The sequence below is a fragment of the Zobellia russellii genome (genome assembly GCF_044597075.1).
GTDB lineage: Bacteria > Bacteroidota > Bacteroidia > Flavobacteriales > Flavobacteriaceae > Zobellia > Zobellia russellii.
The window spans coordinates 3,254,135-3,268,396 of record NZ_CP139000.1 but is presented as its reverse complement, the minus strand read 5'-3'; the positions used below and the strand labels follow the sequence as shown (position 1 = coordinate 3,268,396).

General features: G+C 37.9%; 11 protein-coding genes. 2 read left to right on the top strand and 9 right to left on the bottom strand.

Features of this window, described 5'->3' with window-relative positions:
- Positions 1-55 precede the first annotated feature (55 nt).
- The 5 genes from SJY45_RS13235 to SJY45_RS13215 all read right to left on the bottom strand — a co-directional run bounded on the left by SJY45_RS13235 (position 56) and on the right by SJY45_RS13215 (position 8,293).
- Positions 56-562, bottom strand: a complete 507-nt coding sequence (locus SJY45_RS13235) for an OmpH family outer membrane protein (protein ID WP_400071282.1) — start codon at positions 560-562, stop codon at positions 56-58.
- Between the two features lie 376 nt (positions 563-938).
- Complete coding sequence (locus SJY45_RS13230; protein WP_400071280.1) at positions 939-1,769, bottom strand: class I SAM-dependent methyltransferase; 831 nt, start codon at positions 1,767-1,769, stop codon at positions 939-941.
- A 787-nt stretch (positions 1,770-2,556) separates the two neighbouring features.
- Complete coding sequence (gene mnmG, locus SJY45_RS13225; RefSeq protein ID WP_400071278.1) at positions 2,557-4,425, bottom strand: tRNA uridine-5-carboxymethylaminomethyl(34) synthesis enzyme MnmG; 1,869 nt, start codon at positions 4,423-4,425, stop codon at positions 2,557-2,559.
- Positions 4,426-4,497: 72 nt separating this feature from the next.
- Positions 4,498-4,917 carry an rRNA maturation RNase YbeY gene (ybeY, locus tag SJY45_RS13220; protein ID WP_400071276.1) on the bottom strand — a complete coding sequence of 140 codons (420 nt, stop codon included), beginning with the start codon at positions 4,915-4,917 and terminating at the stop codon, positions 4,498-4,500.
- Positions 4,910-8,293, bottom strand: coding sequence for a hypothetical protein (locus SJY45_RS13215; RefSeq protein WP_400071274.1), 3,384 nt, complete (start codon positions 8,291-8,293; stop codon positions 4,910-4,912). The genes ybeY and SJY45_RS13215 overlap by 8 nt, the downstream gene beginning before the upstream one ends.
- 195 nt (positions 8,294-8,488) lie before the next feature.
- On the opposite strand from SJY45_RS13215, the gene gltX reads away from it, so the two are divergent.
- Both gltX and SJY45_RS13205 read left to right on the top strand, forming a co-directional pair.
- Positions 8,489-9,997 carry a glutamate--tRNA ligase gene (gltX, locus tag SJY45_RS13210; protein ID WP_400071272.1) on the top strand — a complete coding sequence of 503 codons (1,509 nt, stop codon included), beginning with the start codon at positions 8,489-8,491 and terminating at the stop codon, positions 9,995-9,997.
- A gap of 147 nt (positions 9,998-10,144) precedes the next feature.
- Positions 10,145-11,074, top strand: coding sequence for an SPFH domain-containing protein (locus tag SJY45_RS13205; protein WP_215436759.1), 930 nt, complete (start codon positions 10,145-10,147; stop codon positions 11,072-11,074).
- A gap of 73 nt (positions 11,075-11,147) precedes the next feature.
- Here the strand turns inward: SJY45_RS13205 and SJY45_RS13200 are convergent, their stop codons facing one another.
- From SJY45_RS13200 to SJY45_RS13185, 4 genes are all read right to left on the bottom strand, one after another.
- Positions 11,148-11,363 (bottom strand): DUF6327 family protein, encoded by a 216-nt coding sequence (locus SJY45_RS13200; RefSeq protein WP_215436761.1) that lies wholly within the window; start codon positions 11,361-11,363, stop codon positions 11,148-11,150.
- Positions 11,360-11,710: a hypothetical protein gene (locus SJY45_RS13195; RefSeq protein WP_215436764.1), complete on the bottom strand. Its 351-nt coding sequence runs from the start codon at positions 11,708-11,710 to the stop codon at positions 11,360-11,362. The genes SJY45_RS13200 and SJY45_RS13195 overlap by 4 nt, the downstream gene beginning before the upstream one ends.
- A gap of 3 nt (positions 11,711-11,713) precedes the next feature.
- Complete coding sequence (locus SJY45_RS13190; protein ID WP_215913429.1) at positions 11,714-12,043, bottom strand: YtxH domain-containing protein; 330 nt, start codon at positions 12,041-12,043, stop codon at positions 11,714-11,716.
- Positions 12,044-12,449: 406 nt separating this feature from the next.
- Positions 12,450-14,132, bottom strand: a complete 1,683-nt coding sequence (locus SJY45_RS13185) for a glutamine--tRNA ligase/YqeY domain fusion protein (protein WP_303404696.1) — start codon at positions 14,130-14,132, stop codon at positions 12,450-12,452.
- Positions 14,133-14,262 lie beyond the last annotated feature (130 nt).

Here is a 14,262-nt window from a genome sequence, read left to right as displayed (position 1 = left end):
AAGGCGTCCACAGACTTTATCTGTGGACGCCTTTTGACATAAGAACGTTGAGCAATTACTTCTTGTACTTATCGTTCAATAGTTTTACGATTTCGTCAGTTAAATCATTGGCATCCGATCCGTATAATACACTACCGCCATCTCCTCCGCCAAGGATGTAAGAATAACCATTTGCTTTACCATAAGCCTTAACCTCTTTTTTAACTTTGCTAATGATACTATCCATTTCTGTCTGGCCCAATAACTGAAGTTGCTGGTCTTCTTGTTGCAATTGCTGACCTATCATTTGTCCTTTTTGTTGCATAGCACCATATTCTTCCTGAGCTTTTGCTTGAGACATTTTTTGAGCCTTTGCCTGAAAAGCTTGAGCTTCCATTTGAAATGCTTGCGAAATACTATCTCTTTTTTTGGTAAGTGCGTCTGCCTTCACTTTAAAGTCTGCCTCCACATCTATTTTTTCTTGGTACTCCTCCATCAACTTTACGTTGTCTACAAACCCAATTTTTTCCTGTTGACAAGAAACTGCTACCAACATTAAAAATACCACTACTACATTTTTCATAATTCACTTTATTTTAATCTGCTTTTTATTTTCGTTATCCTATTTTGAAAACTTTGACTGCAAAAATTACCACAATCTATTTTCCAAGTTGCGCAAAAATAGAAAAGCTTTTCTAATTGTCTTTAACTTATTTCCAAATCTGGAAGAAGTCCTATTCATAAAAAAATTGATACGCTGACTTCATCATTTATCCAAAAATAGAGCAAATAGAGAATGCTTATACAAACTTTATATTTCAATAAGAGTTATTTATCAAAACTGAAGTTACAGAAATGCATCCAATGAATGATTTTACGAAAAGAATATACTGATAAGACAGTGTGCTAGAAACAGTCTTAAAACGTCTTAAAATAAGTTTTAGGCTAAAAATGAGCCATTATTCACTACGTTTTAATATATAAATGATTGAAGAGGGCTGCCCATTGAAAACGGCACGAATATTAGACCATAAACCAACCAGGAATGCATTTATGTAATTTTGCTTACCGGTTTTATATTTTTCAGAAAGGATAGAAACGTAGAACGAATCAAACCACATCGGTTTTGTTTTTACTAGCTGCATTCCCTGTTTAGAAAAAATCTTTTCTACTGCCTCCTTAGAAAAATGCCAAAGATGTCTTGGAACATCATAAGCCGCCCAAAACTCTTTATAATAATTAGCATCGAAAGATTTATAATTTGGTACTGCAATTATCAATGTACCCTCCCGTTCTAAATGATCTAAAATCGTTTTTATCTGTTCCTCTAAATTTGGCAGATGTTCTAAAACATGCCAAAGTGTTACAACCTGAAATTTAGTTTTAGGCAAAGATTGGATATTGGAGTGCAGTGGCATTTTCTTTTCTTGAGCACGGACTCGCGCTTCATGGTTTGGCTCCACCCCTTCTACAACCCAGTTCTGTTTTTGTGCCTCTAGCAAAAAATCTCCAGTACCGGCGCCAAAATCCAGTAGCCTCTTTTTATCTGACGCATATGTATTAATCATGGAAACCTTCCGAGCCAAACTATACCTTTTCACCAATTGATACATTTTATCAATGGTAGATTTAGAAGAATCCGTATGCGAAATATAAGCATCACTCTCGTAGTATCGCTGTAGATTTTTGGGTTGTGGATGAGTCACTAACATTTCCAGCTCTTCATCAAAAAGCAGTTCAAAGTCTTCATTTGAAATTGAGAAATCCTTAGTCTTTAAAAATGCTTTCATAGGTTATCCGTGGTCAGATATTTTTTAATGAGTGTTCGAAGATAATTTAAAACTTGCTCTCTAAAAAACGAATTTTGATGAAGCAATCTCTATTATTAAATCCTAAAATCATAACGGACTTCCATGTCCATGAAATTTCTTTCTCAAAGATTAGTATTACGTTCAACTTTTATTTTTCCATTGTTATTGTCATCTTAAAAACTAAATGAAAAATCACAGAATTTCGGTGTTGAATAATGACACAGCAAAACGAAAAATGAATTTTTTAAAACGTCAGAATTAAGTTGATTAAACCACATCTAATTCACTTCATCAAATTTAAGTGAGAAATAAATTTTAAAAATAAATGAATGTTTCTGAGTCTACAGTCAAGTAAATAAAACATCCACAAAAACTTCTTTCCATAATTTTTCGTGCATCCAGATGTATGAGCATAATTAACAGAGATTCTCATAAAGTGATTCGTTATATACATCGCAAAAACAGAACAAGAACACAATGGTCTGCTACATATTTTTAAAGACTTTTTTGGATGGGAAAAATCATAAAATAAATACATTATTGAAAACAATAACAAGTTCCTCCGCCCGTTCTTTATAAAAGAAAATAAAAAAGGATTTCTTGCTGATCAGCCCTTATTAGACCTAGCAAAAAATCCCTATTTCTTTAAATTGGTTATAGCTAAATAAGCTATTACCAAAAGGGTTTCCCGAAGAATGTAACCGCGCCAGTTTTGATATAATGTGGCGTGGAAACTCTATATGTTCCACGTGGAACCTTACTTGAATTACCTCCCCAAATACACCAGCAATACGCTAATATCCGATGGGTTCACCCCACTGACTCTAGCTGCTTGCGCAATCGTTACCGGTTGAATACTATTTAATTTTTCACGGGCTTCATAGGACAAAGACTTCAATTTTGAGTAGTCAAAATTTGCGGGGATTTTTACATTTTCCAAACGCAATAACTTATCCGCATTGTTCTTTTCCTTTTCAATATACCCAGAATATTTAACCTGGATTTCGGTCTGCTCCAACACCTCTCTATCCAAATTATTTTCTTCTACAAAACCTGAAACAGTCTCCAATTGAAGCATATGATCCATCGTAACTTTTGGACGAGAAAACACCTTAAACATCTTATCAGATTGCTTTACCAAAGCAGAATTTACACTGTCCAAAATTGGGTTTATCTCTTCCGGTTTTACACTAGTTTCCCTAAAGAAATTGACAAAAGAATCAGATTTTAACTCCTTCTCCTCCATCCTAATCAAGCGCTCCTTTTTAGCCAAACCTATGTCAAAACCTTTAGGCGTAAGTCTTAAATCCGCATTATCCTGACGCAATAAAGTTCTATATTCCGCTCTGGAAGTAAACATTCTATACGGCTCTTCCGTACCCTTTGTAATCAAATCATCTATCAATACCCCAATGTATGCTTCGTCTCTTTGAAGTATAAATTCTTCCTCTTCCTTAATCTTTAGGTGTGCATTTATACCCGCCATTAGACCTTGAGATGCTGCTTCCTCATAGCCGGTTGTACCATTAATTTGACCTGCAAAATACAGGTTCTCCACAAGCTTGGTTTCTAATGTATGCTTCAATTGTGTAGGTGGAAAATAATCATACTCTATAGCGTATCCAGGTCTAAAAAACTTTACACTCTCAAACCCTTTGACGGACCGTAGAGCTTTAAACTGGACATCCTCAGGAAGCGATGTTGAGAAACCATTAACGTAAACTTCTACCGTATCCCAACCTTCTGGTTCTACAAAAATCTGGTGGCTATTCTTATCCGCGAAACGATTAATCTTATCCTCTATAGAAGGACAATAACGCGGACCAACACTCTTTATCCTACCATTAAACATAGGAGAACGGTCAAAACCTTCACGCAATACATCATGAACCATTTCGCTAGTGTGCGTCATAAAACAGTCTCGTTGGTTCTGTAAAATTGGCGTCTGCAAATAAGAAAACTTCTCAGGAATTGCATCACCGGGTTGAGGAATCATAACAGAATAATCTAAAGAACGACCATCAACTCTAGGAGGTGTTCCGGTTTTCATACGTCCGCTATCAAAACCTAAATCCAACAATTGCTCCGTAATTCCCGTTGCTGCTTTCTCTCCTGCCCTACCTCCACCAAACTGCTTTTCTCCAATATGGATCAGTCCGTTTAGAAAAGTACCATTCGTTAGAATTACGGATTTAGATCGAATATCTATCCCCAAAGAACTCTTTACACCCACAGCTTTTCCGTTCTCCACGAGGAGACCGCTAACCATTTCTTGATAAAAATCTACATTCGGTATATTCTCTAAAGCCAAGCGCCATTCCTCAGCAAAACGCATACGATCATTCTGCGCACGCGGACTCCACATTGCAGGACCTTTTGACTTATTCAACATTTTAAATTGAATGGCGGACTTATCCGTGATTATTCCGCTCATTCCACCAAGTGCATCAATCTCACGCACAATTTGTCCTTTTGCAATACCGCCCATAGCAGGATTACAGGACATTTGCCCTATGGTTTGTAAATTCATGCTCACCAAAAGCGTTTTGGAACCCATATTCCCAGCAGCTGCAGCCGCTTCCGCACCCGCGTGACCGCCACCTACAACTATAACATCATATTCCTCTGCAAACATCTCTTCTCCTAAATAAATGTGATTAATTGATAATTCTAACCGCCCAAATTGCGCAACAGCAATTTGAAACTTTTATTGTTCCACGTGGAACAATTCTATTTTTTCATTCTCTTTATTACGCATTAAGAGCACTTCCTCCTTGGACTTGTCCTTATATCCAAACAAATGCAGGACGCCATGCGCCATAACGCGTAGCATCTCTTCCTCAAACGAAATGAATAATTGCTCAGCATTATCTTTAACTCTATCTACAGAGATAAAAATATCCCCCGCAATGACCTTTCCTTCTGTATAATCAAACGTCAAAATATCCGTATACGTATCGTGATTTAGATATTTTTCGTTCATTTCCAAAACCTCATCATCAGAGCAAAAAACATAATCCACTTGGCTTAAAATGCCATCTTCAAATGAAATCACAGCTTTCAACCAATCGGCATATTTCTGTTCATTATCCAAATAAAAATTAGTTTTATAATGAAATTCAATCATTGCTTTTAAAGTATTCTTTAACCCTGTTTTGGAAATTTTGGCGCAAAGGTAAGCTTTGTCGATTTAAAATCTCAATTTCATTACGATAATTCTCTAATAATGAGGGTTTAGTAGTAATAGGATTCTGAAACTGATTGGTATTTGTATTACTCTCACGTTCAGGTTTTTTACCCTGCTTTAATGCGGCATTCTGAAGCTTGAGCATTTCATACTGAATGTTATTCATTCTAGACTTGCTACGCTGCGTTATACCATTTTCCAAAAGGTCATTCTCAAAATCTTTCATTTGTTTGATTAGCTTTTGAGCAAGCTTTTTATCGCCAGCATTCATCATATCCTTAAGTTGCTGTTCCAACTCTCCACGTAATCTTTGCTGCTCTTTATATATCTCATATATTTCCTGCAATTCAGATTCCGAAGGTTGACCGTTACCCTGACCAGATTCTGAGCCTTGCTTACCACCTTCTCCTTGCCCATCTTTACCATCACCCTTTTCACCTTTACCTGACTCGCCTTGACCAGGTTTTACGCCCTGACCATCCTCACCCTGTTCTTTTCCTTGTTCGGAACCCTTACCTTCCTTCCCTTGGCCATCTCCTTGACTAGGTTTGCCCTCACCAGGTTTCCCCATACCATCCATTTTCTCCTTCAACTCTTCCTGTCCTTTGATAATGTCCGGAAGTTGAAATCCTTCACCTTCACCCTCTCCTTTACCAGACATCATACTTTGCTCCATATTGTCCAAAATATTTGCCAAGAAATCTGCTAAACTGTTAGACGCGTTTAGCACATACTTCTGATAAGATACACCTTGGTATATTTGATTCTCCGCAATGCTTTCCAAGGTTTTATCCACATTATAATATACCTCGGTAATTTGCTCATTAACAAATTCCGAAAGCTCAGCACGGCGTAAGGAAAGTGCAAAAAGACTATCGTCTACATGCTCAAAAAGTTCGCGCAACTCCTGCTGCTTATGAATGGCACTTGAGAACAGCGGACTATCCGCATCCACATCTTCTAAATTATCATACAATACTTCTTGTTTGAACGAGAAAGTAATCAAATTATCAAGTATTTGCCGCAGCATTTCAGCATCCTCGGTAATAGTTGATTCTCCGCCACCACTGGCGGATGATGAACTCAATTGTTCACTCATTTCTTTCATTTTCTGAGCTGCCGACTTTTGTTTTTTTGATGCCTTTTCAGAAGATTCTTGTTTATCCTTCGCGTCAGAACCTTCCGATTTCTCCTCTTTAAGCTCTTCTAACGCCTCCTCTTGGTCTTTTTTAACCTCACCCTCCTTTTCCCTGTTGCGGTCCAAATCAAGCGGCTTTTTAAGCTTTTCGTTGTCCTTTTGCAATTCATTCAGCTCCTTTTGAAGCTCGTCAAAAGCTTTATTAAGTTCCTTTTGCTCCTCTTCCTTGTTTAACGCATCCAACTTTTCCGATGCTTTTTCCTGTTCTTCGGCCAGTTTTTGTAAGTCCCTCGCAAGTTGGTCAACCTTCCCCGTAACATAGTATCTCTTGGTAAGTTCCAACAACTGCTCAAGGTTACGTTCACTATTCTTTTGCTTCTTTCCTAACTCCTCCAAACGCTTTGAAAGCTCCTCCTTATTGATTTTATCCGCAACTTTATTAAGTTCCTCAAGCAGTTTCTCGTTCTTTTTTGCCTCTAACTCCTGACGTTCTAGCCGTTCTTGAAGCAGTTTATTCAACTTATCATCACTATCCAACTTATTCAAGTTTTCCTTAAGCTGCTTAATGAACTTTTCCATCTGGCTTTCCTGCTCTTGCTGACGTTTCAAAAAATCCTTGACCTGGTTCTGGTCCGTAAAGCTCAATTGATTTTTTTCCTTTTGACCTTCATTGATTTCCTTTAAATCTTCCTTTTGTTCTTTGAATTTCTCCAAAGACCTATCCAGATTATTGATTAAAGATTGCTGGGATTCCAACTCCTTATTTCGCAATTGGTTTTCATCCAACAAAGCCAATGAATAGACCTGGCTCTTAGTAGCTTTACCGTTGTGAATAGCATCATTATCAACCGCTTCAAAGTAGAAGCTATATTTTTTATCGGCCTGTATATCTAGGCCGGAAGGAAAAGTATAATAGAACTGGTCAAAATTGTTCTGAGGTGTACTTAACGGTATAATTTGCTTGTTTTCAGGTTCATCATCCGCATAACAAATCAATTTTATACTACTCAGTTTATAGTCATCCGAAGCTTCTCCGGCATAATAGGCAACGTTAGGATTTAACGAATCAAGGACCTGCTTTACTTTAATTGCTGGAAAAGCATCTCTTATAACCTTAAACTCATAACTCAATTTTTCATAATCGGTTACGTTTTTATTAGAAGTCGAGACTTCATACTCCAAATCCTTATAAACACGTTTATTAAGAGAAAACAAACCTTCGTTATTAGAAAAATTCTGAACGGTATCCTTGGTGATTAAACGTATAACCTTCGTATTCTCCCCATCTATAGACCATGTTACCTTAGTTCCTTCAGGAAATACCGCATTTCCGGTACTTTTTAAAGTTTCCGACGCTCTGGCCGTATAATTGGGATAATCCAATTTCATCTCAAAATCCTGAATAACGGGGGTCCTGAGCACATTTAACGTATACGCCCTTGAACGCACCTCATTTGCCAAAAAGTGAAAATCAACACTAGTTAAAGGAGGTGTAAACGTATAACGGTACCGACCGTTATCTTTCTGTAAAATAGATTGTTTTCCATCAATAACAATAGAAACAGATTCTGGTTTTACCTCACCTTCCGTACGGACTTCGATGGTAAATTCTTCTGAATCTAAAACCTCTAAATTAGTAGTGTTTAAAAGAAATGAGAACGGAGCCGGTGGTTCATATGCAAGCCTATAATTAACTACACGATCAGCAGAGCCAAAGAAAGGCTTAAGATTTCCCGAAACCCAAATAACCAAAACAATCACAGCAGGAATTGCCAAATAATTTACATATTTCAGGTTTTCCCGAAAATCAACCGCATTCGTAAACGGAACAACGCTCATATTCCTGCTACGTTGTTCAATACTCGCTAATAATAATTCCGATTGGTCTTTATCCTCACCAAGGTCTATCAAATTGTATAACTTATCTCCTACTTCAGGAAAATGCTTGCCGATCAATACAGAGGCCTGCCTATTGTTCATGCCCTGTTTGAACCTAAAAAGATAAAATAAGGGCGTGAGAATGTATTTGAACAACAACCACAGCTCAATACATACGAAACTTAACAAAAGCACTAAACGGCCCGTAGAATTGAGCCACAGGAGGTATTCCACACCAAGTACTGCAAAAAAGAACAGCAACCCAAACGCCAAAAAAAGCATAATACCTTTAATGAGCATTTTGGTGTAGTACTTTTTAACGAAACTATTAAGCTTCCGGAGTATGATCTGGTAACCTTCCATAGAATGTAAAGATAAGGAAAAAACGACCCCAGCACTCAGATGCCGATCCTCAGGAAGATATGAGCGGTTTGGTCAGTATACCTTGGGGAGCTAGGGTGCTTTTTATACCTTTGCCGGATAAATATTTTAGCCATGAGCCAAAGAGTACGCGTACGTTTTGCACCTAGCCCTACAGGGCCATTGCATATTGGTGGTGTTCGCACTGCCCTATTCAACTATCTATTCGCCAAAAAACACGGCGGTGATTTTATTTTAAGGATAGAAGATACTGACCAAAACCGTTATGTAGAAGGCGCTGAACAGTATATTATTGATGCACTTAACTGGTGCGGACTTACTTTTGACGAAGGTCCAGGTTTAAAAGGAGATTTTGGCCCATATAGACAAAGCGAGCGCAAGTATTTATACAAGCAATATGCTGAAGAGCTTATAACTAAAGGAAAGGCTTATTACGCTTTTGACACAGCAGAAAAGCTTGATGCTCACCGTAAAGACCATGAAGCAAAAGGAAAAACATTCATTTATAATTGGCATAATCGCCTAAAACTGGACAATTCACTCTCGTTAATGCCCGAAGAAGTTCAAAAGCGTTTGGACACCGGCGAAGATTATGTGGTTCGGTTTTTAACCCCACCTGATGAAAAATTGCAGCTAAAAGACAGGGTTCGTGGTACTATTGAGATAGATACGAATGTACTGGATGACAAAGTTCTGTATAAAAGTGATGGTATGCCTACCTACCACCTTGCAAATATTGTAGATGACCATTTAATGGAAATTACCCATGTTATACGTGGTGAGGAATGGTTGCCCTCATTGGCCTTGCACCAACAATTGTACGATGCTTTTGAATGGCAAGCTCCTGAATTTGCTCACTTACCGCTGATTATGAAACCAGTAGGAAAAGGTAAACTCAGCAAACGGGATGGTGAAAAAATGGGCTTTCCTGTATTTCCACTTACTTGGAACGAATCCGTAGGATATAAAGAAGCTGGCTACTTCTCTGATGCCGTAGTTAACTTTTTAGCTTTATTAGGATGGAACCCTGGTACGGAACAAGAAATTTTTAGTCTTGAAGAACTTATTGATACCTTTAGTTTAGAGCGTGTAAACAAGTCCGGAGCACGTTTTGACCCAGATAAGACCAAATGGTACAATCAGCAGTATTTACAGACTAAGACTAATAAAGAATTGGCAGGACTATATGCCGAAATACTAGAATCCAAATCGGTATCCGTAAGTGATAAATCCGAAGACTATCTGGAAAAGGTCGTTGGTTTAATCAAGGAAAGAGCCGTATTCGTTTCCGATTTTTGGGACTTGTCCGATTATTTTTTCCAAGCCCCTACTACCTATGCTGAAAAGGCTGTTAAAAAACAATGGAAAGATGATACACCGGATATTTTAAACAGATTGGTATCCGTGCTAGAAGGTATATCTAACTTTTCCTCGGAAGCTGTGGAAACTACTGTAAAATCGTGGATTGGCGAACAGGAACTATCTTTTGGAAAGGTAATGCCCCCATTACGTTTGGTCATTGTTGGAGATATGAAAGGACCACATTTATTTGATATTATGGCTATGATCGGTAAAGGAGATAGTATTCACCGTATTCAAAAAGCGATTTCCAGTTTAGCTTAAAAGCTATTCATTAGCATAGTAAAAGGAGCAGTAATTGGGTAACCCCAATCTCTGCTCCTTTTTTTGGTATGTAACAAACACAAGAAAATTACTACATATCTATAAAGTGTTTTGTAAATTCATTCCATTAACTAAAAAATCAAAATCATGGGCAGTTTTATTTGGATACCAATTCTATTCTTTGTCATCGCCACTATTCTATCGGGCGTTTTTATCGTAAAGCAACAAACCGCTGTTCTTATCGAGACATTTGGAAAGTTCACCAGTGTACGACAATCGGGAATTCAGTTCAAAATCCCTTATGTACAACGTATTGCGGCAAGAATTAGCCTTAAAATTCAGCAATTAGATGTAATTATCGAAACCAAAACCTTAGACGATGTATTCGTAAAGCTAAAAGTATCCGTGCAGTATGTGGTGATTAGGGAAAAAGTGTACGATGCTTTTTATAAACTTGAGTATCCCCATGAGCAGATTACTTCCTATGTATTTGATGTTGTACGTGCAGAAGTTCCAAAAATGAAACTAGATGACGTCTTCGTAAAGAAAGATGATATTGCTATTGCAGTTAAGTCCGAGTTACAAGACGCTATGTTGGATTATGGTTATGATATTATAAAAACTTTGGTAACGGATATTGACCCGGATGCTCAAGTAAAAGAGGCCATGAACCGTATTAATGCTTCAGAAAGAGAAAAAATAGCTGCCCAGTTTGAGGGTGATGCAGCACGTATTCTTATTGTAGAAAAGGCCAAGGCCGAAGCAGAGAGCAAGCGATTACAAGGGCAAGGTATTGCAGACCAAAGAAGGGAAATAGCTCGTGGATTGGAAGAATCCGTTGAAGTGCTGAACAAAGTAGGCATCAATTCACAGGAGGCCTCTGCCCTTATCGTGGTTACACAGCATTATGATACGCTACAATCTATTGGCGAAGAAACCAATACCAACCTTATTCTCTTACCAAATTCCCCACAGGCAGGTAGTGATATGCTGAACAATATGGTAGCATCCTTTACCGCAAGCAATATGATCGGGGAATCTATGAAGAAGACGCAGAAAGAAAAAAAGAACGAGTAAATACCAAAACATATTTAAACAAAATTAGCCTCCGGAACTGTGTTCCGGAGGCTAATTTCATATATTTTATCCTCTAATTAAACTTTTTAAGCAACTTCTTGGCAACCATAGAAAGCGTCAATTTCTGTAAAATACCACTAAAGCCACCCAATAAATGTGTTGGGTACAGACTATTCTTAGTAATCTGAACCTGCATTTTAAGATTCTCTCGCTCTATATCCTGTTGTAGTTTCAAAATCTTTAGGTCTTGGTCTATCTGTTCGAACGATGTATATTTTTTCGGTATCATATTTCTTCAAAATAAAGTTCGGAAAAACGCGCCATTAAAGGCTTGACCAACGAACGGCGGAAAACAAACACTAAAATACCCACCAGGATATAAAAGCCCCCTACGATTAAAAATCCTAAGGCTGTATTTTCAAGTTCCGCTCCTATAAAAAAGCCAGCAGAAACAGACAAAAACAAAAGCGCAAGTACAACTGCAATAGCTATAAACGCTGCCTGAGCAAAGCCTGTAATGCCTTTCATAAGCATTTTAAAAGCCTTTAGCTTATAAAACTCCCTACTACTCTCTATATAAGACTTAGCGCTAGCTTCGGCCTCTGAAATGCTTTCTTTTAGTTCGTCAAAAGCCATATGCTATTTTTGTAATTGGGCATTTTTCTTTTTCAATTCGGCCAATTTGTTCTCCAAGCTCATGATAATATCATCGGCTTTATAGCTCATATTGGAAATGGTATCTTCAAGCTTCTGCTCAAAGTCTACTTTTTTCTCCTCGGCCGTTTTGGTTAGCTCTTCTGTAGCTTGGGAAATTCTATGCGTTATATCATCTTTGGTCTTCAACGCATTTTTCTTAATCTTCTTTCTTGTTTTTTCACCTTTATCAGGTGCGTACAATATGCCAGCCCCTACTCCAATAATTGCTCCGGTAAGAACGGCCAACAAAACATTTCCACTATCATTTGACATAATCTCTATTTTTTAAATTAATACTTGACTAAAATTATAATGAGAAGTCATTACTTATTTTAAGTTAAAAACAACTCTTCTGTCTATATCATGCAAGTTAGGCCAAGTCTTTAAGTGACATTACCTCAATAAAATCAAAAATTGACGTTTAAATCAATTTATGAGCCATTTAGCGATTTTAAGAGCGTTTGAGGGATGAAGTCGGCCAGAGTGGATATGTTTATCGGCGGAAAACTAATTTAACAGGAAAAACGACCTAAGAAAGTCGATTTTAATATATCAAATCTATACTACAAATAATTTCGATAAATAAAATTTATACCTAATAATCTGAGAAAAAACAATAAAAAAACTCCTCTATAACTTGATGCTATAAAGGAGCTCTGAATTATAAGAAAAGTAAAATCTATTTACTCTGAAGTTTTGCCCAAGTATCTCTTAAGCCAACCGTTTTATTAAAAACTAATTTATCGGAAGTTGAATCTGGGTCCACACAGAAATAACCCAAACGTTGAAACTGAACACGGTCTCCAGATTTAGCGTCCACTAAACTAGGCTCCAAAAATCCTGTGATCACTTTTAACGAATCTGGATTAATGAATTCCATAAAATCCTTATCCTTATGTGTATCCGGACTTTCGTCCGTAAACAAACGGTCATACAACCGCACTTCTGCCTTTAGCGCATGGTTTACAGATACCCAGTGCAAGGTTCCCTTTACCTTACGCAAGCTTTCCTCGGTGCCACTACCACTCTTACTCTTAGGATCATAGGTGCACTGAATCTCAGTAATATTCCCATCAGTATCTTTTGTGCAGCTCTCTGCTTTAATGATATAACCGGATTTCAGCCTGACCTCTCCTCCTAATTTTAAACGGAAAAATTTACGATTGGCTTCCTCCTTAAAGTCATCTCTTTCTATATATATTTCCCTAGAAAATGGAATCTGACGTGTACCCGCCGATGCATCCTCGGGATTATTCTCTGTCTCCAACCACTCTACTTCTCCTTCAGGATAATTTGTTATCACTACTTTAACCGGGTCAAGCACTCCCATAACACGTGGGGCGATCTTATTAAGATGTTCCCGAACATGAAACTCAAGAAGAGAAACATCAATAAGGTTATCCCTTTTTGCAATACCAATTGTATCGGCAAAGTTTCGAATAGATTCTGGGGTATAACCGCGTCTTCGCAACCCTGATAAGGTACTCATCCTAGGGTCATCCCACCCAGTTACTACATTCTGCTCAACCAACTGCAACAGCTTACGCTTACTAACAACCGTATGGCTCAAATTACGACGGGCGAACTCACGTTGCTTAGGCCGTAATTTTTTAGGGTCTATCACTTGGTCCAGAAACCAGTCATACAATTCCCTGTGCATAGCAAATTCCAATGTACAGAAAGAATGCGATACTTGTTCTATATAATCACTTTCACCATGGGTCCAGTCGTACATCGGATAAATACACCAATCGGTATTTGTTCTATGATGCGCTTTATGTAACACTCGGTACATTATTGGGTCCCTCATTAACATATTAGAAGAAGACATATCAATCTTAGCCCTAAGTACATGTGTACCCTCTTCAAATTCACCATCTTTCATTTTCTGAAAAATAGCTAGATTCTCTTCTATGCTCCGATCTCTAAACGGACTATTGGTTCCTGGCTGTGTTGGCGTACCTTTTTGTTCCGCCATAGCCTCAGAAGACTGCTCGTCTACATACGCTTTCCCCTGTTTTATCAATTTAACGGCCCAATCATACAATTGCTGGAAATAATCAGAAGCATACCTTTCGGTATCCCATTTAAATCCTAACCATTCCACATCTCGTTTAATAGCATCTACATACTCCTGTTCTTCCTTGGCCGGATTCGTATCATCAAACCTCAAATTTACAGGCGCATTGTACCGTAATCCCAACCCAAAATTCAAGCAAATAGAACTTGCATGGCCAATATGCAAATAGCCGTTTGGCTCCGGTGGAAAACGAAAACGCAAATCTTGCGTTGAATAGCCGTTTTTCAGGTCTTCTTCAACAATATGTTCAATGAAATTCAACGCTTCTACTGCCTCGCTCATAGAGTTCTTTTTTAGAGCCACAAAGGTACATAAAATGCCGTAATCAGGCATCTTTCTATTTCCATTCATACAAATACCTGCGTTTCACAACAATTATATCCCTTGCTACAACATTAAATTCCCCACGCGT